This is a genomic window from Chroococcidiopsis thermalis PCC 7203, from assembly GCF_000317125.1.
GTDB classification, from domain to species: domain Bacteria; phylum Cyanobacteriota; class Cyanobacteriia; order Cyanobacteriales; family Chroococcidiopsidaceae; genus Chroococcidiopsis; species Chroococcidiopsis thermalis.
The window spans coordinates 2,016,608-2,036,708 of sequence record NC_019695.1 but is presented as its reverse complement, the minus strand read 5'-3'; the positions used below and the strand labels follow the sequence as shown (position 1 = coordinate 2,036,708).

The 20,101-nt window shown below is 44.8% G+C and carries 19 protein-coding genes; 7 read left to right on the top strand and 12 right to left on the bottom strand.

Features of this window, described 5'->3' with window-relative positions; translation table 11 throughout:
* Positions 1-5: 5 nt before the first annotated feature.
* From hypA to rpmB, 5 genes are all read right to left on the bottom strand, one after another.
* Complete coding sequence (gene hypA, locus CHRO_RS09045; RefSeq protein WP_015153899.1) at positions 6-347, bottom strand: hydrogenase maturation nickel metallochaperone HypA; 342 nt, start codon at positions 345-347, stop codon at positions 6-8.
* A complete protein-coding gene (locus CHRO_RS09040; RefSeq protein ID WP_015153898.1) occupies positions 329-808 on the bottom strand; it encodes a hydrogenase maturation protease in 480 nt (159 codons plus the stop codon). Before CHRO_RS09040 ends, hypA begins: the two co-directional genes overlap by 19 nt.
* Before the next feature lie 69 nt (positions 809-877).
* Positions 878-2,329: a Ni/Fe hydrogenase subunit alpha gene (locus CHRO_RS09035; RefSeq protein WP_015153897.1), complete on the bottom strand. Its 1,452-nt coding sequence runs from the start codon at positions 2,327-2,329 to the stop codon at positions 878-880.
* 165 nt (positions 2,330-2,494) lie between these two features.
* Positions 2,495-3,040 carry an NADH-quinone oxidoreductase subunit B family protein gene (locus CHRO_RS09030; RefSeq protein ID WP_015153896.1) on the bottom strand — a complete coding sequence of 182 codons (546 nt, stop codon included), beginning with the start codon at positions 3,038-3,040 and terminating at the stop codon, positions 2,495-2,497.
* Between the two features lie 307 nt (positions 3,041-3,347).
* Positions 3,348-3,584 carry a 50S ribosomal protein L28 gene (rpmB, locus tag CHRO_RS09025; protein WP_015153895.1) on the bottom strand — a complete coding sequence of 79 codons (237 nt, stop codon included), beginning with the start codon at positions 3,582-3,584 and terminating at the stop codon, positions 3,348-3,350.
* Positions 3,585-3,685: 101 nt separating this feature from the next.
* Between rpmB and CHRO_RS09020 the strand changes: the two genes are divergently transcribed.
* Positions 3,686-4,981, top strand: a complete 1,296-nt coding sequence (locus tag CHRO_RS09020) for an inorganic phosphate transporter (protein WP_015153894.1) — start codon at positions 3,686-3,688, stop codon at positions 4,979-4,981.
* Here the strand turns inward: CHRO_RS09020 and CHRO_RS09015 are convergent.
* The 3 genes from CHRO_RS09015 to CHRO_RS31900 form a co-directional block, all read right to left on the bottom strand.
* Positions 4,944-5,960: a hypothetical protein gene (locus CHRO_RS09015; RefSeq protein WP_015153893.1), complete on the bottom strand. Its 1,017-nt coding sequence runs from the start codon at positions 5,958-5,960 to the stop codon at positions 4,944-4,946. The two genes, CHRO_RS09020 and CHRO_RS09015, sit on opposite strands and share 38 nt — an antisense overlap.
* A 293-nt stretch (positions 5,961-6,253) precedes the next feature.
* The gene (gene tsaD, locus CHRO_RS09010; RefSeq protein WP_015153892.1) at positions 6,254-7,300 is read right to left on the bottom strand and encodes a tRNA (adenosine(37)-N6)-threonylcarbamoyltransferase complex transferase subunit TsaD; all 1,047 of its coding nucleotides are present in this window, start codon (positions 7,298-7,300) and stop codon (positions 6,254-6,256) included.
* Positions 7,285-7,449 carry a hypothetical protein gene (locus CHRO_RS31900; RefSeq protein WP_181824299.1) on the bottom strand — a complete coding sequence of 55 codons (165 nt, stop codon included), beginning with the start codon at positions 7,447-7,449 and terminating at the stop codon, positions 7,285-7,287. The genes tsaD and CHRO_RS31900 overlap by 16 nt, the downstream gene beginning before the upstream one ends.
* A 240-nt stretch (positions 7,450-7,689) precedes the next feature.
* Between CHRO_RS31900 and CHRO_RS09005 the strand changes: the two genes are divergently transcribed.
* The 4 genes from CHRO_RS09005 (at position 7,690) to CHRO_RS08995 (ending at position 9,665) form a co-directional block, all read left to right on the top strand.
* Positions 7,690-8,193 (top strand): photosystem I reaction center protein PsaF subunit III, encoded by a 504-nt coding sequence (locus tag CHRO_RS09005; RefSeq protein ID WP_015153891.1) that lies wholly within the window; start codon positions 7,690-7,692, stop codon positions 8,191-8,193.
* Positions 8,194-8,233: 40 nt separating this feature from the next.
* Positions 8,234-8,368 carry a photosystem I reaction centre subunit IX / PsaJ gene (locus CHRO_RS30370; protein WP_015153890.1) on the top strand — a complete coding sequence of 45 codons (135 nt, stop codon included), beginning with the start codon at positions 8,234-8,236 and terminating at the stop codon, positions 8,366-8,368.
* A gap of 221 nt (positions 8,369-8,589) precedes the next feature.
* A complete protein-coding gene (locus CHRO_RS09000) occupies positions 8,590-8,745 on the top strand; it encodes a photosystem I reaction centre subunit IX / PsaJ (RefSeq protein WP_015153889.1) in 156 nt (51 codons plus the stop codon).
* Between the two features lie 386 nt (positions 8,746-9,131).
* Complete coding sequence (locus CHRO_RS08995) at positions 9,132-9,665, top strand: photosystem I reaction center subunit XI (RefSeq protein ID WP_015153888.1); 534 nt, start codon at positions 9,132-9,134, stop codon at positions 9,663-9,665.
* 71 nt (positions 9,666-9,736) lie between these two features.
* On the opposite strand, the gene gmk is transcribed toward CHRO_RS08995, so the two are convergent.
* On the bottom strand, positions 9,737-10,351 hold the full coding sequence (gmk, locus tag CHRO_RS08990) for a guanylate kinase (RefSeq protein WP_015153887.1): 615 nt from the start codon (positions 10,349-10,351) through the stop codon (positions 9,737-9,739).
* Between the two features lie 66 nt (positions 10,352-10,417).
* Positions 10,418-10,681: an extracellular matrix/biofilm regulator RemA gene (gene remA / locus CHRO_RS08985; protein WP_015153886.1), complete on the bottom strand. Its 264-nt coding sequence runs from the start codon at positions 10,679-10,681 to the stop codon at positions 10,418-10,420.
* Between the two features lie 341 nt (positions 10,682-11,022).
* Between remA and CHRO_RS08980 the strand changes: the two genes are divergently transcribed.
* Both CHRO_RS08980 and CHRO_RS29525 read left to right on the top strand, forming a co-directional pair.
* The gene (locus CHRO_RS08980) at positions 11,023-12,765 is read left to right on the top strand and encodes an Rqc2 family fibronectin-binding protein (RefSeq protein WP_015153885.1); all 1,743 of its coding nucleotides are present in this window, start codon (positions 11,023-11,025) and stop codon (positions 12,763-12,765) included.
* Positions 12,766-13,351: 586 nt separating this feature from the next.
* Complete coding sequence (locus CHRO_RS29525) at positions 13,352-13,885, top strand: DUF5331 domain-containing protein (protein ID WP_015153884.1); 534 nt, start codon at positions 13,352-13,354, stop codon at positions 13,883-13,885.
* A 2-nt stretch (positions 13,886-13,887) separates the two neighbouring features.
* Here the strand turns inward: CHRO_RS29525 and CHRO_RS08965 are convergent, their stop codons facing one another.
* Positions 13,888-15,543, bottom strand: coding sequence for an iron uptake porin (locus CHRO_RS08965; protein WP_015153883.1), 1,656 nt, complete (start codon positions 15,541-15,543; stop codon positions 13,888-13,890).
* 678 nt (positions 15,544-16,221) lie between these two features.
* Entirely contained in the window at positions 16,222-19,755 is a 3,534-nt protein-coding gene (locus CHRO_RS29520; RefSeq protein WP_015153882.1) for a PAS domain S-box protein, read from the bottom strand.
* Positions 19,756-20,101: the final 346 nt, after the last annotated feature.

Sequence of the window (20,101 nt, the reverse complement as noted above, 5' to 3'; positions counted from 1 at the left end):
ATCGACTAGGAAACTTCTAAAAATGCCAGTTCAAACTCTTTACCCTGTCGTACCTCACAATATGGTTGGTGACATTCGGGACATTCGTAGAGTAAATCGGTGGGATGAAATTCAGTAGTGCAATTGGGGCAATAACAGACGACTGGTACGGACTCCACCTGAAATCTGGCATCTTCAGCTATTGTCTCCTTTTTCACCACATCAAACGCCAGTTGTAAGGATTCTGGTACTACCCCAGATGCCTCACCGACTCGCATTTGCAGCAGGCGAATATGGCTTGCACCTTCATGTTTTGCACGTTCTACAGCAGTTGCGAGAACGTTTTGCATCATTCCAACTTCATGCATAGTTCTACCTTGCCTAATTTAATCAAATGGTAAATTTGTTCCAGCGCTACCTGAATACCTCGTTCAGCACTGGGTGAAAGGCGATCGCCTAATTCAAAGTTCGTTCCCGGTATCGTTACCCACCAAGCATTCGGAACCCGATTGTAAAGCGCTTGCGTCAGGGCTAATAGCGATCGCGGATCGCCTGTATGTCCGCCGATCACAGTGGAATTGGTAGGTGCGATCGCTTGTAGTCGCACGTCTTCGCAGACACTTGCAAAACAGGCATCGATAAAAATTGCTAGGTCGGCTGTTGCCAAAAATGTAGCTAGTTCGGGTGTGAGTTGATGAACGCACAGCGATGTTACATCAGGTAATTCCTTCGAGGCGATCGCATTAGCTACTTTTTGCCCCACAGCATCATCACTACGTAAGTCATTACCATAGCCAATTACCAAAATAGTTTTTGAATTCTCGCCCATCAGATTGTCGATTTGATTTTAGTTTTATCTTCTCCCTGTAGAGACGTTACATGTAACGTCTCTACAGCTCTAATCCCGCCAAACTTCATTAACAACACTTCCATCTGTTCCTACTAATTGAACGTGCAATGGCATTTGTCCGGCTGCATGAGTCGAACAACTTAAGCAAGGATCGAAAGCCCGAATTCCAGCTTCAACACGATTCAACATTCCTTCAGGAATTTCTGCACCATGAATAAAATGTCGGGCAATTTGAGCCACCGTGCGGTTCATTGCGAGATTATTTTGCCCCGTCGCAATAATCAAATTTATCTTCTGCATTAAGCCGTTTTCATCAACTTTGTAGTGATGAAATAAAGTCCCGCGTGGTGCTTCACTACAACCAACTCCTTCTAATTGGTTAATTCCAGCTTCGGCACGGATTTTAGTAGATAACACCTGTGGATCGTCAAGCAACAATTCAATTTGCTCGATTGATGCCAAAATTTCAATCAGTCGGGCGTAGTGGTAAAAAAAGGATGAGAGTACAGTACCACCACCGCGATCGCGAAATTCGCTTAATTCTCGATCTGCGATCGCAGTGCCAATATGAGTACAAATATTTAATCGTGCTAAAGGTCCAACTCGATAAATGCCACTATCTAAACGACAGCGATCTTTTTGGTCGGGATACCCTAAAGGACGATAATAGGGGAACTTGAGATAAGTATAAGATTCAACTGCTTCACCAATAAATTCTTGAAAGCGAGTCGGATCGAGTTTGTCTGCAATAATGTTGCCAGCGCTATCGACAAACCGAATATATCCGTCGTAGTTTTCCCACAAACCATCAGATGTGACCAAACCCATAAATAAACTGGGAAAATTACCAAAAGTTTGAGCTTCCCTTTCATAGTCCTGAAGCAAGCGCTTAAACTTGTCTAGCGCATCTAATATTGTGGTTTTAGCTTCTGGAATGCGGCTTTGAATCTGCGTGCGTCCTGCTTGAGATAATGGTTCCCTCACGCCACCTGGAATTGCCCACGATGGATGAATCTTGCGCCCCCCTAATATTTCAATAATTTCTTGTCCGAATTGCCGCAGTCGAATTCCACCTCTGGCTAATTCTGGTTGAGCGGCAATTAACCCAAAAATGTTGCGCTTTTGAGGATCGCTATCCATGCCTAATAGTAAATCTGGGGCGCTGAGATGGAAAAAACTCAAAGCATGGGATTGGATAATTTGCCCTAAATTCATCAACCGACGCAATTTAGTAGCAGCAGCGGGAATAGTGACAGAAAGAATGCGATCGCCTGCTTTAGCAGAAGCTAGCAAGTGACTCACTGGGCAAATTCCACAAATCCGCGCCGTAATTCCTGGCATTTCCCACAAAGGACGACCTTCACAGAATTTCTCAAAGCCGCGAAATTCTGTGACGTGGAACCGAGCATCGGTCACTTGTCCGGCATCATCTAAGTAGATGGTAATTTTAGCGTGACCTTCAAGGCGCGTGACTGGATCGATAACAATTCGCTGGGACATAGAATACTGCTCTTTTCGCGATGATTTTTTTGTAGAGACTCGATCCCCCAACCCCTTTAGAAAGGGGGCTTTGAATTTCTCACTTTTTCAGGGAAATTAGGGAGGTAAGGAGGCTACCAGTTCCTCCCTTTTTAAGGGGGGCTAGGGGGATCGAGATCTCAGCTTCTAACCAAACTTGATAAACTCGCGCCCTTCTAACTGCGGTTTTTCTCCACGCAGCAGCGATTCCAGTACGGCTCGAATCCGCGCCGCTGGAGGCGGACAACCAGGTAAGTAAATATCGACAGGTACGACTGTATGTACTGGCGTGACTCGATCTAATAAAGGCGGGACAATACCCGGTTCTTGGGGAATCTGTCCGCGCACATCTGCGGTTTCAATGTAACAGCGTTGCAAAACTGGTTCGGCACTCCCTAATGGATTGCGTAAAGCTGTCACGTTACCAGTTACAGCACAATCACCAAATGAGATCAGGAGTTGCGATCGCTCTCTTACTGTTTTAATCGTTTGCAAGTGATCTTCATTAGCGATCGCTCCTTCTACCAATACCACATCCACCCCTTCTGGATATTCTTTGGTATCCATAAAGGGACTGTAAACTAAATCTGCCCCAGCTGCTAGGTCGATCAGCCATTCATCTAAGTCAAGAAATGACATGTGACAGCCCGAACAGCCACCTAACCAAACTGTTGCTAGTTTTAAACGAGTCATTGTTTACTGACTCCCTTGCTCGTAAAGAACTACGGGGGATCGTTGCCCTACAGTTACGGTTATAAACAAATAACTTGAGGAAGTTATGAGGAAGGAAGCGAGAATTTCCTAGAGAAGATAGAGAATTAATGGCTCAAGCAGGTATTGGCTGCGAACAAAGTAACGCCTAGCTGAGATAAATTCAGCCTATGAAGAGGAAGGCGAAAAGAGACTGCAAATAATTCTACTTTGTAGAGCCGCAAAATTTTACGGCTCCAGAAAATTAACCATCAAACTTAGTATGGTCAATAGAAAATACCATCAAATCTTAATAATGGTTGAGGTTGATTCCGGCTTCTTTTGCCATTGTTGACAAGCCTTTGATGTTGAGGGTTTTGATTGCTTTAGTCGAAAGCTTCAGTCTCACCCAGCGATTACCTTCTTCCCACCAAACCCGTTTCCACTGCAAGTTGGCTTCTTGCACTTTTTTAGTCCGGCGGTGAGAGTGGGAAATGGCATAACCATTGTTTGCCTTTCTGCCTGTGAGCATACATTTACGGGACATAAGGATCTCCAGATCTTCGCGTTTGGGTATCTTGCACAATCTATCATTGTACCCGGAATTTTCCTGGGAGGGTATGATGGCTGTGTTGAGAGCGAATAAGCATGATTCTTTTTTTAGTTGCGCTCCTATCCTTCTACGTTGCTTGGAACTTAGGCGCAAATGATGTTGCTAATGCGATGGGAACCTCTGTCGGGTCTAAAGCTGTGACTTTGCGTCAAGCATTAGTCATTGCAGGGACTCTAGAATTTACAGGTGCGGTGCTGTTTGGACATGAAGTTTCAGAAACTCTAGCAACCAAAATTTTCAATCCTGCCCTATTCATTTCTCAGCCAGAAGTATTGTTAGTAGGCATGATATCAGTTCTACTAGCTGGGGGAGCGTGGTTGCAAATCGCGACATCACAGGGCTTACCCGTGTCCTCTTCTCATGCAATTGTAGGAGCGATCGCGGGTTTTAGTGCTTGCGCGATCGGATGGGAAGCAATAGACTGGGCATCAATCGGTAAAATCACTTTTGCCTGGGTGATTACGCCGATAGTCAGCGGTGCGATCGCCTCTGCATTTTACAGTCAGGTAAGACGCTGGATTTTGACTCAACCCGATCCTCTCAAACAGCTAGACGAGTGGATTCCTTGGTTAAGTGTGGCGTCGATCGGTATTTTTGGTGTTATCGTCCTACCTACTGTCAGTCATCCAATATATACTTTGCTAACTCAACATTGGGGTTTACAACTTCCACCCCGCGATTTACCTTTAGGGCTAGGAGCGATCGCCTCTGTATCTCTAACTTTCTGTGGTTGGAGACAACTAGCAAAGTCAAAAGTTCAAAGTCAAAAGCTTGCCCTCGAACAAAGTGAAGGGTCAAAAGTAGTTCCGACTCCCGACTCCCTTGTAGAAAAACAACTCGCACGCTTCCAATTATTGAGTGCTTGTTTCGTCGCTTTCGCACACGGTTCTAACGATGTCGGGAATGCGATCGCACCTTTAGCAGCAATCACTTATATTATTCGTACTGCTAGTGTCCCTGTAGATGGCATCGCGATTCCGTTATGGATTCTCGTACTTGGCGGTGCTGGTATTGTTGCAGGTTTAGCTGTTTGGGGTAAAAAAGTCATCGCCACCATCGGCGAGGGAATTATTCCCTTACAACCCAGTGGCGGCTTCTGTGCTGAATTAGCTACGGCAACAACAATTTTACTGGCTTCGCGCCTGGGTTTACCCGTTTCTACATCCCATGCTCTAGTTGGTGGTGTCGTGGGAGTTGGTTTAGTCAGAAATTGGAAAACAATTCAGTTCCAAACTGTGCGAGGAATTGCCGCAGCTTGGATTATTACGGTGCCGATAAGTGCAGTTTTGGGTGCTAGCATCTTTGCGATTGCACGTCTAATCTTCCTCTAGTTGAAAGCTTGTCAGCAACTTTGTGCGCGACACAGTGTTTGTGAGCGTAAACCGTGCGATCGCCAATTTGACACTGTTGAATCCAATCCCAACCTAGTCTTACCATCGGACGGTGGCAAATACCGCAGACGTATTTATCAATCGTATCTAGTTCTGCACCAATTAAATATTGTTGTGCTTCAGGAAAAATTCCCGACTCTTTTAAAAATTCACAAATAACGCGATATGGATCTACCCGACACCACCAACTGGCGACATGATACATCTCAAAACCTAGTTTTTCTAGATACTTTTCATTCCCTAAAGTTTTGCTGTGTCCTCCATTCAGAAAATGTTGTTCGCCAGCAACTTCTAAGCCTAATAATCTAACTTGGTTGCTGTTATGACTCGCCACCCACAGTTGGTCTAAAATATATGGAATAGAAGATTGATAGCTAGAACTCGGTACGATAAATTGAGGAGCAATTAGTTTAATTGCTTTATAAAACTTGGCATAGTTATACATAAAATTAGAGAAATTAGCTTTGTTAGACCAAATTCCTAATGCCTTACCATGCATAATTTCATGCATAGCAGAATAAGCTTCATACTGCCCGTAGCAAAACTGTTTAGTAGTTAAAAATTTCTCTGGAACTTGATAGCCTCTCTGTTTGGCAACGCGAAATGCTTGAGAGGAGTTTAATTGCTGAAAATACTTTTCTTTCGATACGGGAATTGTTGTACCGTTAGAACTGATATAATGCCAGCCCGTTCTTAGAGCTTGCATCAGCAAATCGCGATCGCCAATTTCTTGATACAGTTGCTCGACATACTCGTAGCAAGGTTTATTGTGAGTCGGTAAGTCAAAAACAAGTTTAGTTTTCGGCGCACCCAGCATAATATCTGAGTTTTTTAGAGTTAATTTTGTTAGCTTTTCTAATTGTGAAATATAGTCGTGAATTCTAATTGCACTCTTAATTTCTTGCACATCTAGAGACATATAAATATTACTAATAAACCTTACATGTATAAAACCATACTGGAATTCACTGAGGATGTCTAACCATCTCCAGGTATATTTATGAAAACTTTATTCAAATTACAAAAATAGTAAAGACTTAACGTGAAAATACGGAGAATGGAAAGAATGGTAATGGGTAATAGGTAATGGGTAATTGGTTATTACGCTTAACTACTGTAAAAGCGGGTTTGACTACCAGATTGCGCCTGGATTAACAGACATCTGGGAATCAACCCGCCCCTACAACTTTGTCTCTTGATAACTGATAACTGTCAATTGTTAACTGAATACAGTTGCATCACATCTCTAAGTGATAAACGCGACTGCACGCCCAAAGTTAAGGGTGAGGTATGCCCTCGGTTAAGATGGTCGGCAGCAGCACAACCAATCATGGCAGCGTTATCAGTACAGAGCTTTAAAGGCGGAAATAACACGCGCAGATTATGACTGGCTGCTGCTACTTGCAGGTGTTTTCTGAGGCTGCTGTTGGCTGCAACTCCACCACCTACAGCGATAGTTTCTAAGCCATAGTCACGAGCGCAAGCGATCGCCCGTTTAGTTAGCGATCGCGCTACTGTTTCCTGAAAACTTGCCGCTACATCTGCCACTGGTACAGCACCATTCTGCTCTAACTGTCTTACCAATCGCAGTACTGCTGTTTTCAAGCCGCTAAAACTCGAATCATAGGGATGATAACCACCCTGCGATCGAGAAATATTTCCCTCTGGCAAGGAAAAAGCTTGAGCATTACCTGTCTGTGCCAATTTGTCAATGATGGGACCGCCAGGATATCCCAATTGCAAGAGCCGTGCAACTTTATCAAAGGCTTCTCCAGCCGCATCATCGCGGGTTTCACCTAATGTCTCGTACACGCCGCAATCTTTAACGTAGATCGAGCTAGTGTGTCCGCCAGAAACTAACAAGCACAAAAAAGGCGGTTGCAAACTTGGTTCGCTCAAGTAGTTAGCGTAAATATGCCCTTCTAGGTGATGTACGCCCAAAAAAGGCTTTTGATGGATTAATGCTAAAGTTTTTGCTGCCGTGATGCCCACCATCAAAGCACCAACCAAGCCAGGCGCGCAAGTCGCCGCAATCCCATCCAGATCTAGCCAGTTCATTTCAGCTTGCTCTAGAGCTAGGGCGATCGCCTGATTGATAATTTCTAAATGCTGGCGCGAAGCAACCTCTGGTACAACTCCCCCATACTGACTATGTACTAAGATCTGGGAGTTAACAACACTGCTACAAACTTGACGATTCTTAACAATCGCCACCGCAGTTTCATCACAACTTGTTTCTATCGCTAAAACTGTAGCCATTGTCGGAGGGGTGTGGGGTGTGGGGTGTAGGGTGTGGGGTGTGGGGTGTGGGGTGTGGGGTGTAGGGTGTGGGGTGTAGGGTGTGGGGTATGGTGAATTAATTGCGACTTGCGACTTGCGACCTGCGACTTGTCTTGCTCCCTCAGCAACCTTGTCCCCCTTGTCCCCCTTGTCCCCCTTGCCCCCCTTGTCTCCCTGACAACTGGTTACTGATAACTGATAACTGCTCCCTACTCCCTATATTAAGTAGCTTAAACTTTGATTTGCTCTAACTTTACTAGGATCGCGCGCGAGAGTATGATTGCTTCCAAGTGCGTGCAAACATACTGTACAAACTGATTCATTTTGTAAAATAAACTTTTTGTTTTGTAACAAAAGGAAACAATTCCATGCGTCGATTGTTTGCGCTGATCTTAGTTATTGGTGGACTGTGGTTTACATTTGCTCCACCAGCTCAAGCACAGCAAGTTAATTTAGTACGTTGCAGTGACTCTCCTGCATTTGTTCAACGGGCACAAGCAGCCCGCAATACAACTGCCGATCCGCAATCGGGTGAAAAGCGGTTTGAGCGGTACGCTCAAGCAATGTGTGGTCCTGAAGGTCTACCCCACCTGGTTGTTGATGGTCGTCTCGATCGCGCTGGCGATTTTTTAATTCCTAGCATTATGTTTCTCTACATTGCCGGTCAGATCGGCTGGGCGGGGCGTGCCTATCTGCAAGCCACCAAGAAAAAGTATGCTAGTGAAACCGAAATCAAAGAAGTCATCATTGATGTTCCCTTAGCATTTCAGAGCATGGTGTCAGCGTTTGCTTGGCCCCTAGCCGCCGTGAAAGAGTTGCTCTCAGGCGAACTCACTGCTAAAGACGAAGAAATCCCCATTTCTCCGCGCTAATTGAACGTTACTTTGTTTGAAATACTTGGGAGAGCTACAAATGCAACAAAAATATTTTCTGCAATATCTTTCTCTCGCACCAGTTTTGCTATTTGCATGGCTGGCTGAAACAGCTGTGTGGTTAATTGTGTTTAACTACTTCTTCCCCGATCTTCTCTTCCATCCCTTGCCATAAGTAGGGGTGTTTGAGCTAGAGGTGAGGGGATAGATCGGAGAGAATTGCGATCGTTGCTACTCTTTTTTCGTTCTGTTCTCTACCCTCTGGTTCTTAACAGCCTGACGGTCGATCGACCAAGCGGATGATGGCGGTTTGAAACTCGCAAATTACTATCAATTAAGTGCATAGCGCGTTTCATGCTTTAGCAAATCATTACACTGGTCGGGAGACCAAAATTCATGCAAAAACAGAACGAGAACGAACAAAAACACTATCTTCAGAGGTATCTTTCCTTAGCTCCAGTGCTGGCTGTGGTTGCTGTATCTGTGGCTTTCACGACTTGGGCAATTTTTAACTACTTTTTTCCTGACTTACTTTTTCACCCAATGCCGTGAGCTAAAACTAATTAGTTTCTCACATCTAGCTAGAGTCTGAAATTTAAGCATGTAGCGCTACACATAATAAGATCTAGAGATAGCCCAATATTATAAGTCTCAATATTGAGTATTAAAATTGCAATGACAGCATAAGCGATCGCGCGATTGGTAGATTTTACATAAAAAAAATAGTTTTGCACAACGCAAAAAGAAGTAGTTTTGCACAACGCAAAAAGAAATAGTTTTGCGCCACGCAAACAGAGTGAAAACTCGCGTGTTTGCCGCTTGCTATATGGCGGCGATCGCTAAATTAATTTTTTTTAACTTCTCTGTCTAAATTGATATTTGGCTACAATTATTCACCTAAAATGATGCCACGACCTTATTGATATCATACGGAGAATATGGCGCAAGCAATAGATGCATCTAAAAATAGACCCGGCGATCCTAGAAATCAAGAAGTTGTCTTTCCTGCTGGGCGCGATCCTCAGAATAGTAACTTAGAAACACCAGTAAATTCTTCCGGCTTGGTGAAGTGGTTTATTAATAACTTACCCGCCTATCGCCCAGGTATTACCGACATGCGGCGAGGTTTGGAAGTTGGGATGGCACATGGCTATTGGGTACTCGGACCCTTTACTAAGCTAGGTCCGTTACGCGATACAGATGTTGCCAACATTGCTGGATTGATCAGTACTTTAGGTATGGTGGCAATCATGACTGCTACTATGGCTTTGTATTCTGCTAGCAATCCACCTCAACCTGTTGCTACTACTACCACTGGTGGTCAAGTTCCTTCTACTTTCAAATCACCAGAAAGCTGGAACAACTATATTAGTGGCTTCTTGATTGGAGGCGTTGGTGGCGCGGTGTTTGCCTACTTCGTGCTAACAAATATAGCTATCATCAAGAACGTTTTTGGTGGGCTATTTTCATAACGTAGTTTGGTAATAGGTAATAGGTAGTTGCTGTTTGTCAATTACCTGTTACTCATTACCAATTTAATTTGTTAATCTTGCCTAGAATCGGGAAATAAAATAGCTTCTATTTCTTGCAGTGCCGCTTCCCGATTATCGTTGATGACTTTGTAATCGAATTCACCAGCAGCATTAATTTCGGCTTGAGCGCGGCGCAGACGACGAGCGATCGCCTCTTCTGAATCTTGACCGCGACTGCGCAAGCGTTGCTCTAGTTCTTCCATTGAAGGTGGTAAGATAAAAATGCGTAGCACTTCAGGAAAAGAAGCGCGGATTTGTCTTGCTCCTTCTAATTCAATTTCTAAGATGGCAGTTTTTCCCTCGCCGATCTTTTCTGCCACTGGTTGACGAGGAGTCCCGTAGCAGTTACCTGCAAATTCAGCCCATTCTAGTAATTCGCCGCGATCGACCATTTGTCGAAATTCTTCACGGCTCGCGAAGTAATAATGTTTGCCGTGAATTTCTCCAGGGCGAGGGCTGCGCGTCGTGACTGAAATTGACAGGTAAAGCTGGGGGTGACGCTGCAAAAGCAATTGCATGAGCGTACCTTTGCCTACGCCACTAGGACCTGTGAGTACAATCAACCGACCAGCCTTCGAGCCTGGAATTACGGTAGGAGAAATTTGAGTAGGCAAACCTGTCGTCATCCGCGTTCCCAATTTTGTAGTGAAAAAAACGAAATGGTTTATTTCACATACTACTGCTTCTCCAGCTCAATTGTCTCCATGATGGTCGCGACCGATCACAAATCGATTCGCCACTGTTTCCGGTTGGATTGCTGAGAGAATCACATGGCTGGAATCAGTTACGATCACAGCCCGCGTCCGCCGACCGTAGGTCGCATCGATTAGCTGTCCTCGATCCCGTGCGTCAGTAATGATACGCTTGATAGGTGCGGATTCTGGACTGACAATGGCAACGACTCGGTTAGCAGATACAATGTTGCCAAAACCGATGTTGATTAACTGAATGTCCATGATAAATTAACGCAAAAAATGCGGCGCGAGAGGCAAATAAATATCTACTTTTCATGGTATCTATAAAAATTTGGAGTTACAAGGCTAAAATCACCCAAAAACCAGGCTTTTTATTTAGTTCGAGCGCATTTTTATCCAATATCTATCTTTAGATATCCTTCAAAAGACAGAGAAAAGAAAAATTAGTTATTAGTTATCAGTTGTCAGTTATCAGTAATCTGACTTCTGACACCTGTACGGGCGAGTTTACCAATAGTCTTTGACTCTGACCAGTATTTCTGGTGAACCCGCCCCTACAATTTTTGACTTCTGAGTTCATCCCTTACCCCTAGATCCCTCAATTGCAACCAGTTGACTTCACGACACTTACTGCTGCTTGTAGCGAGTTGAGTAAAGATTGGATTCCAGCTCGTTTGGAGCAGGTTTATCAACGCGATCGCTACACGATTTTGCTAGCGCTACGGACACTCGATCGGCGTGGATGGCTAGAAATATCTTGGCATCCTCAAGCAGCCCACATTTGCATCGGTACTCCACCACCACGACAACCAGATACTTTTACTTTTAGCCAACAATTACTGCACCAACTTAATGGTTTAGCTCTCATTTCTTGTCGTCCCGTCGTCCCTTGGGAACGAGTTGTCGATTTACAGTTTGCCCGTCGTCCAGGGGAACCCGTACTTTGGCACGTATACGTGGAAATTATGGGCAAATATAGTAATGTCGTCCTGACAAATACTGCAAACGAGATTACTACAGCCGCACATCAAGTCAGCCCCCAGAAATCGAGCGTGCGTCCAATTCAGACTGGGCAAAGTTACGAATTACCACCCGCACTGACGGGGACAGCTCCAGCTTTAGATGAGCCGTTTTCGCGCTGGCAAGAACGGGTAAGCCTCGTACCGTCGGCTTTAAAACGCTGTTTGCTCAAAAGCTATCGCGGTATCAGTCCTACTTTAATAGAGGCGATCGCGCAAGCAGCTGATTTAGATCCAGAGCAATCAACAGATAGCTTGACAGCAGAAGATTGGCAGCAGCTATTTCATTACTGGCAGGCGTGGCTGCAAACATTAGCAACAGCCCAATTTTCTCCTGGTTGGACGGCAACGGGATACACGGTTTTAAAATGGAATGCGATTCAGCCTGTAGCAAGCGTTCAAGAGTTACTTAACCAATATTATACAAATCAACTCAATAGACAGGAATTCAGCCAACTCCAATATCAGTTAAGTCAAAAAATTCAGAGCTTATTGGCAAAATTACAGCAAAAGATCGATAGCTTTAAAGCACGTTTGCAGCAATCCGATCGCGCCGATAGCTATCGCCAACAGGCAGACTTGTTGATGGCTCACCTCCAAGAATGGCTGCCAGGGATGAAGTCAATTACGCTAGCAGACTTTGAAACGGGAGAACCAATAGCGATCGCCCTCAATCCCGAAAAAAATGCGATTCAGAATGCCCAAGGTTTATACAAGCAAGCGGGTAAACTCAAACGAGCAAGAGGTGCGGTAGAACCGCTACTAGCCGAGGTAGAACAGGAACGCGATTATCTAGAGCAAGTCGAAGCCGCAGTTGCTCAAGTCGATAAGTATCAATCTACAGAAGACTTGGAAGCTCTCAAAGAAATTCGCGAGGAGTTGATCCAACAGAAATATCTCAAAGCACCAGATTACGGACGGCGAAATGCGAATGAAGATTCCAGCGTTAATTTTCATCGCTATTCTACCCCCAGTGGCTTTGAACTACTCGTCGGACGCAACAACCGCCAAAACGACCAATTGACTTTTCGCGTTGCCGGAGATTACGATCTGTGGTTTCATGCTCAAGAAATTCCTGGCAGTCACGTTTTGATGCGGGTTACACCTGGGGCTGAACCAGAGGAAGTAGATTTACAGTTTGCAGCTGACTTTGCTGCCTACTACAGCCGCGCCCGTCAAAGCGATCGCGTACCAGTGATATATACAGAGCCGAAATATGTTTACAAGCCAAAAGGAGCAAAGCCAGGAATTGCCATTTACAAACAAGAGCAGGTGATTTGGGGGCAACCTTTGCAAGCAGAGCAATATCTGCAACAATCGAACTAGTTACACGCACGGATGTTAAGTCTGACGCCCCTCGCAGAAGTAAAAATTTACTCCTCTCCACTCAAGGCATGGCGATCGAACTTAATGATTACTTCAAATTATTGCCTTGCAACATCTACCTTCTGGCTCAGTTAAGTCAAGAATTTGTGAATTTTGTTAAAAAAGTCTGTGTTTCTCGTTACAATATCAGTTGGGAGGAAAAGCTTTTGCCCGCTGTAGCGATGGGAACGCACAGTTTTGGTATTCCTCAATATCGTAGCCGACAACGTAATATAAGTTGACTGGACTAGCTATGGGAAGCTGGTCTTTTTTTTGAAGTCAAAAGTCAAAAGTCAAAAGTCAAAAGTCAAAACTGAGGAGTTAGGAGACAATTCAAGTTGCAACTCGCAAGTCGCAATTAACTCGCCACACCCCACACCCTACATCCTACATCCTGTTTGCTAATGACAAATGACCACCAAAGGCAGAAGAGGGAATAAGGGTGAGATAATGAAATGAAACAATTAGAAAAGTGCGATCGCATCTTGACTTAGGTGCAAGACTTAGCCATGCTGTTTTGTTGTTTGAACTGCGATTGAGGTAGGTCGTGAACATTCAGCAACTACGCCACGCTCTTAAGGTCAAATGGCTGATTTACTATCAGCAGAACCGCCCTTGGTTGACTAAAATTCGGATTTGGGGAACGTTTGATGGCAAGCGTCGCCCTTGTTCTAGTTTCATTTTGGCAGTCGTAACCAACTTAGAGCCAAAACTAATTGAGGTGCTGCCTTTTGTCGCCCAGTTAAATAGCGACCCCGACCAAATTGTAGCGGCTTTAGGGCTAAACTTTAATCCAGACGAGGAGTTGAAAGCTTCAAAAACACCGACAAAGCTACAGATAAGCTCAGCTAGTAACGGTGTTGTTTCGCCTATGCAGGCAGCACCATATCAAAATGGTAACGGCAATGGAAACGGGCATGGCAATGGCAGAGCGCAACCGACTCAAGTGCCAGTACAATCACCTGTACGCTCAAGTTACAAACCAGAAGATCGAGTTCCGCCACGATTGCCCGTCACGAATTTGCCAAATTGGGTAGATGAGTCATGTAAGGGGGTAGGACGCAATCCTACCCAGATTTAGTCCTAGAACCGAAACACAGTTCTAATTGCACCGATGATGATGTCGTCATTATCGGCATTGTGGTCTGGTGCAGTTAACCAAATAATTGCCGGAGTCACTTGGATGTTATCTGTGAGTGCATACTTGTAAAACGCCTCCAGATGCAAAGAGGTATCGCGATCGGGGCTACCGAGATTGCTGTCAAGTTCTGTTAGTCTCGGTTCCATGCCGACTATAATACCGCCTACGCTACCTTCTTTGCCTAAGTCAGGAAAGTTCAAGCTAGCTGCCCAAGTCCACATACTCCCATCTCCCCTACCAATATAACGATGGTTGGCATGTCCCACCCAACCGCTAATAGCTAGACCCGGACTAAGCCTAAACGTACCCGAAAAACCGTAGGCATTGACGCTGACGGGTCTACTAAAGCTGCTATTCGATAGGTTACTACCAGTACTCGTACCAAAAGGCGTTAATTCGGTATTTGGCTCTACATCAGGATCGTCGCCTCCAGTGGGGGAGTAGGAGTTGATATAAGACAGACCGAACCTAGAGTTGTCACTGAGATTGAAGATGATCTGAGCTAATCCAGCATACGTACCGTCGAACAGACCGTTTTGTGGGAAGGGGTTACTAGCGTTATTGGTAGGAACTAGATAGCCCAAATTTAGTTCGATTTGGTCATTAAAGAAATGCCTGATTCCTATACCAGTACCAGCACTGTAGTTATAGATTGGGTTGCGCAAACCGAACAATGATACGGCATTGCCATCTAAGAAGGGAGTCAACTGGTAGGAAGCATCGAGATCGACAAAACCATTACCCGCCGCCGCTAAGTAAATGTTGGTGCGATCGCCCACCGGAAAACGATAGCGCAGTAACCCCAGTTGGGCATCTCCGCCTGTATCGCCATCAAATTCGATCCGCCCTTCGTTTGTCAGTGTTTCACCGCTATTTGTCCCGCCTAGAGGGACGACGTTACCCATTTGCAAACGTGTTGTGAGTTGATCTTCGCCCGTAAAACTAGTTTGTAAATTGAGGCGCACCCTGTAACTCGCAGTTGGGTTAGTATCTACTGGTTCGCCAGCAGCATTGTCACCCTCAATCAAACTAATGAGGGCAAAGATAACTTCTCCTTCCAACTTAGTTGTCGTCGAAAACTGGTTGGCTTCTAGTTCTGCCGTCGTTGCTTCTAACGTGTCAACCCGACCGCGAAGAGTTGCAAGTTCGGGAGCAAATTCTTGCTGTAATCTTTGTATTGTTGCTAAATCGTCTTTACTAACAGTGTCGGCGCTACCTGTGGCAATTAATTCGTTAATTCTGTCTAAAGCTGCATTCAATCCAGCTGCAAATTCATAGCGAGTCATTGCCCGATTACCGCGAAAAGTGCCATCGGGATAACCCGCAATGACTCCATATCTTTCTACTAAAGATTGCAATGCCTGAAACGCCCAATCAGTGGGTTGCACGTCTGATAATTGCGAGACAGATGTAACTTGGGCTAGCGAGTTTTCTGCTAAACTTTGTACTTTAGTTTCTTCAGTCGAATTAAGCTCGGAGGCGATCGCCCGATCTGACGTTGATATATTTGTTTGCGCTGCTAATAAATTGATACCTGCAAACGGAGCTATTAAGATGCTAAGTGTCAATAAGAAGATATATTTTGTAAATCTTTGCATTTTTCACCACACTCAAAAGTTTTTTATTTGTCATTTGTAATTCATGCATAACAATGGTACGAGCAAGCATTTCAAAAACTGCTCGTAACTGTGTTATGAGGAGCGAAAACAGCTATAACTTGAGAGAAATTGATTTTTTTCTAAGTTGTCACTGATTCTTCCATTGGAAATTCAACCGCAAACATCTACGGTTGAATCTATCTATGCATGAGCTTTCGCAGCTTTTTTTTGACTAGCAGATAAAATATGATGTTTCTGCCAGGTCTCTTTTGTTCGATTTTATCCCGCTCGAAATAAAATGTTAGTTATCTGCAAAAGACCCACTATTTCCTCAATTTAGCTACTAGAAAAAAGGCAAACATCCATCTACAGAAATAGTTAAAAATGCTACTTTTTCTGAGATTAAAAGCAATTATAAATTTTCAATAGTTATTAAAAGTTGTTACGAACGCGCCGCTAATTTTCAGTTTGTGCTTTCATAGCGGTTTTCAATTGCGTAAAACAGACGATCTGTAGGGGCGCACATCTGTGCGCCCCTATAAATGTCACGCACGCAATCGAGAATTACTTTCAACGATCGCCGAAACAAAAGGTCTTTGCAGTCGTATATATTCAGAGGAAAAGAGCTAAATTGCATCAAATTAAATATTATTTTGGCTGAGAATTATCGACTTTGAACTAGAGCGGGCTTTGAATGAGATCGGCGATCGCGGCGACTAACTCTGCTACGACCACAGGTTTAGCGAGATGACGCTGAAAACCAGCCGCGATCGCGCTTTGACGGTCTGACTCTCTAGCAAATGCAGTCAGAGCGATCGCGGGAATTGGTTCGGCTCCTCTGGCTGCTGTTTGCGATCGCACCTGACGTAGCAGAGAGTAGCCATCCTCTTCTGGCATTCCAATATCGCTGACAATTACATTTGGTTGAAATTGGTTCAAGACTTCTAGTGCTTCTTTAGCCGATCTCGCTACCTTGACTTCCGCCTCCTCTAGGGTCAAAGCAAAATGCAAAAATTCCCGCGCATCTGCATCATCGTCAACCACAAGTATTCTGATACCTTGGAGGGGCAAATCTCCCTTGTCTTCCTTGTCCTTCTTGTCTTCCCCATCCCCCTGTCTGGTTTCCCGTAAAGGTAACGTGACAGTAAAAGTCGCCCCCTGCCCTTCTCCTAAACTTGCAGCCGCGATCGTTCCCCCGTGCAATTCAACTAAATGACGGGCGATCGCCAACCCTAATCCTAAGCCATCTTTCGAGCGCGTTGTCACATCATCTGCTTGCCGAAAACGCTCGAAAATATAAGGTAGAAATTCAGGGCTGATACCTTGACCTGTATCGGTAACTTGGATTTGAGCAAATTTTGGGGAGTCGGGAGTAGTGTGAGTGGCTAGTGGCTGGCGGCTAGTGGCTAGAACTTCCCCCTTGTCTCCCTTGTCCCCCTTGTCCCCCTTGTCCCCCTTGTCCCCCTTGTCCCCCTTGTCCCTGCTCCCTGCTCCCTGTTCGACTCGTTTGAGCGAAATCTCAACTCGTCCGCCGTTAGGAGTAAATTTAATTGCATTGGTCAGCAGGTTGGTGATAATTTGCTGGAGACGATGGAGATCGCCAGAAACCATGAAGGGAGAAGTCAGAATTCGGAATTCGGAATTCGGAATTCGGAATTGTAAATCGATGTTTTTGGCTTGGGCTGCTAGTTTCAAGCTCGTTACAGTTGATTCGACTACATTCAAGAGATTAACAGGGGCAAGGGTGAGGCGGAGGTTGCCCCGAATCATGCGCGAGACATCTAGCAAGTCTTCGAGCAGTTGGGATTGTGCTTGAGCGTTGCGCTCGATCGTTTCTAAAGCACGGGCAGCTACTTGAGGATCGTATTTGCGGGTACGCAGCAGTTTTGCCCAGCCGAGAATGGAATTAAGGGGCGATCGCAATTCATGGGAAACCATCGCCAAAAATTCATCTTTACTGCGATCGGCTCGTTCTGCTTCCTGGCGGGCTAGCTGTTCTTTGGCTAAAAGTGCTTCCCGTTCTCGTTCCCATCGCTTTTTCTCGCTGATATCTAAGACAAAAGCAACACCGCGATCGCGATATCCCGGCAGAAAAGCACAACCGAGTAAAATTGGAATGCGACTACCATCTTTGCAAATGTATTCTTTCTCAAATGGGGCGTATTGACCCGCAGTTTGTATAGTCTCTAACTTTTGAGCGTCAGTTGCGTGGTATTCCGGCGGTGTAATATTCTTATAGTGAACTTGTCCAGCTTGCATTTCTTGTCGCGAATAACCAGTCATGCGACAAAAGGTCTCGTTGGCATCGATAATCTGCCCTTCGGTGTTCCAAAAGAGAATGCCGATCAGATCGGATTCAAATACGCCTCGGAAGAGAGCTTCGCTTTGACGCAAAGCTGCTTCGGCTTGTTTGCGTTGTGTAATATCTCGAATCAACCAACGCCAACCGACTAAATCTTCTTGACCGTTGCCGATCGCCGCCAGCGAAACTTCAGCAGGAAAAGGTTTACCTCGGAAGGGTTTTAAGTTCAATTCCCAAGTTTGAATTAGCTGCGCGGATGCAGAATGATTCGCCTTTGCTGCAAATCGATTTAACTGACTCCGAAAAACTTGCATTTCTTGCGGATCGACGAAGACACTTAAAGGTTTGCCAATTAACTGTTGTTGGTCGATCGCTAGCAAGCTCGTTATCGCTCTGTTGGCTTCTTGAATTATGCCTTGGCAATTAGTAACTAAATATCCATCTGGGGCGAAATTGAATAAATCTTGATACCGCTGGCTTTGTAGTTCGCTCAAATTACGAGCTTGGCTCAGTTCTTCGTTTTGTTGGTTAAGTTCCTCTTGAGAAATTTGCAGTTCCTCTAACGCCACCTGCAAATTCTGATTGCTCTGTGTTAATGCGGCTGCGCGTTGTTCTAGTTGAGCGTAAACATCTCGTAGGGTTGCTTCAGCTTGTTTCTTATCGCTAATATCTCGCCCTTCAGGAATAAGCAACACAACTTGTCCGGTTTCATCAAACACTGGTTTGAGGGAAAAATCAATTGTTGCGACCCTGTCACCTGCACTCAACACATCCACTTCATATCGAACAAATTCCCCCGCCGCCGCTTGCTCGATCGCTTCTCGTAACCGTGCTTGAATTTCGGGTGAAATCGTCCACCATTTGGTTTCCCAAAACGGGCGATCGATAACTTCTTCTTTTGCCACTCCCGCAAAATCTAGGGCAGTTTGATTCACTTCGAGTAAAATTCCTTCAGGGGAGAGCGAGCCAATCATTTGAAATGTGGAATTAAAAATTGCTCGAAAACGGCGATCGCTCTCTCGCAGTTTTGCTGCTAACAAACGGTATTGCTGTTTATTTCTTTCCGCCGCCTCCCGCACTTGTTTTTCTTGAGCTAGTATTTTTTCTCGCTCGATTTCTGCTTGTTTGCGTGCTGTGACATCTCGCCAAGCTGCAACAAACCCGTCATTTAATTTACTAATCCGAATATCGTAAGCTTTGGTTAAGCAGCGATCGCCATAAACATCTGTATAATCCAGAGATTCTTTAATTAGTGGTTTGCCTGTTTCTACGACTTGGCAATATTCCTCAAACAGACCGCTTTCTTTGTGAGCGGGAAGTAACTCGCAAAGTCTTCTGCCAATTTGCTGTTCCTGCGTCATGCAATTCTGTTCGCAAGCCGCTGCATTGACGTATTCAACTTGAAAATCTACGATCCCTCCAGATTCATCGCGAATACTTGAATAAATGCCAAAACAGTCGAGTAAATTTTCTACAGATGTTTGGAACCGTTGTTCGCTAGCTGGTAATTTATGCTGTCTTTGGGCATTTGCGATCGCACTACCTACTGCTTGACGCAATTCATCAGCTGTAGTTTGCCCTTTCACGAGATAATCTACTACACCATTTTTCAATGCTTTGACTGCGATCGCCTCACTTCCATGACCCGTCACCATGACTACGGGAGGGCAATCTTCACCTGCTTGCTGTCTCAGCCTAGTTAGAAATGCCAAACCATCTAAATCCGGTAGTTGATATTCTAATAAAATTCCATCAACCGCTCGCGATTGGCACAGCGACAAACCGCTTTGTCCCGATTCCGCCTCTAAAATTTGATACTCAACCTCTTGCTCTGCTAAAAGATACTCTCGATAAATTTCTCGATCTGGCGCACAACAATCAACAATTAGAACTGTGCGGTGCTGTGTCATATATCTTATTTATAGATGCAGTACTTCTCGGGCGATCGAGAAAGGCAGAGAGCAGAGGGCAAAAGGTAGAAAGAAATTTAACTACCAGTAATATAATATACTCAACACCAGTAATATAATATACTCAACAACTGAGCATTTTACGGATAGATTTTCACATCCTATCTTTCGCTACTTTGAAGCAATTCTCCTCCTTAAGACATCTATCTAAAAGTAGATTGCTTTTCGATTGGTAATGGGTAACAGGTAATGGGTAGTTGGTGGTTGACGGTAAACGCGCTCGCTACACGGACGTGTTGACGGTTGACGGTTGACAGTTGACAGTTGTTGGTTAACTGGTAACTGA

Coding starts and splice junctions, on each gene's coding strand:
- hypA (WP_015153899.1), bottom strand. CDS start 347: ATGCATGAAGTTGGAATGATGCAAAACGTTCTCGCAACTGCTGTAGAA.
- CHRO_RS09040 (WP_015153898.1), bottom strand. CDS start 808: ATGGGCGAGAATTCAAAAACTATTTTGGTAATTGGCTATGGTAATGAC.
- CHRO_RS09035 (WP_015153897.1), bottom strand. CDS start 2,329: ATGTCCCAGCGAATTGTTATCGATCCAGTCACGCGCCTTGAAGGTCAC.
- CHRO_RS09030 (WP_015153896.1), bottom strand. CDS start 3,040: ATGACTCGTTTAAAACTAGCAACAGTTTGGTTAGGTGGCTGTTCGGGC.
- rpmB (WP_015153895.1), bottom strand. CDS start 3,584: ATGTCCCGTAAATGTATGCTCACAGGCAGAAAGGCAAACAATGGTTAT.
- CHRO_RS09020 (WP_015153894.1), top strand. CDS start 3,686: ATGATTCTTTTTTTAGTTGCGCTCCTATCCTTCTACGTTGCTTGGAAC.
- CHRO_RS09015 (WP_015153893.1), bottom strand. CDS start 5,960: ATGTCTCTAGATGTGCAAGAAATTAAGAGTGCAATTAGAATTCACGAC.
- tsaD (WP_015153892.1), bottom strand. CDS start 7,300: ATGGCTACAGTTTTAGCGATAGAAACAAGTTGTGATGAAACTGCGGTG.
- CHRO_RS09005 (WP_015153891.1), top strand. CDS start 7,690: ATGCGTCGATTGTTTGCGCTGATCTTAGTTATTGGTGGACTGTGGTTT.
- CHRO_RS30370 (WP_015153890.1), top strand. CDS start 8,234: ATGCAACAAAAATATTTTCTGCAATATCTTTCTCTCGCACCAGTTTTG.
- CHRO_RS09000 (WP_015153889.1), top strand. CDS start 8,590: ATGCAAAAACAGAACGAGAACGAACAAAAACACTATCTTCAGAGGTAT.
- CHRO_RS08995 (WP_015153888.1), top strand. CDS start 9,132: ATGGCGCAAGCAATAGATGCATCTAAAAATAGACCCGGCGATCCTAGA.
- gmk (WP_015153887.1), bottom strand. CDS start 10,351: ATGACGACAGGTTTGCCTACTCAAATTTCTCCTACCGTAATTCCAGGC.
- remA (WP_015153886.1), bottom strand. CDS start 10,681: ATGGACATTCAGTTAATCAACATCGGTTTTGGCAACATTGTATCTGCT.
- CHRO_RS08965 (WP_015153883.1), bottom strand. CDS start 15,543: ATGCAAAGATTTACAAAATATATCTTCTTATTGACACTTAGCATCTTA.
- CHRO_RS29520 (WP_015153882.1), bottom strand. CDS start 19,755: ATGACACAGCACCGCACAGTTCTAATTGTTGATTGTTGTGCGCCAGAT.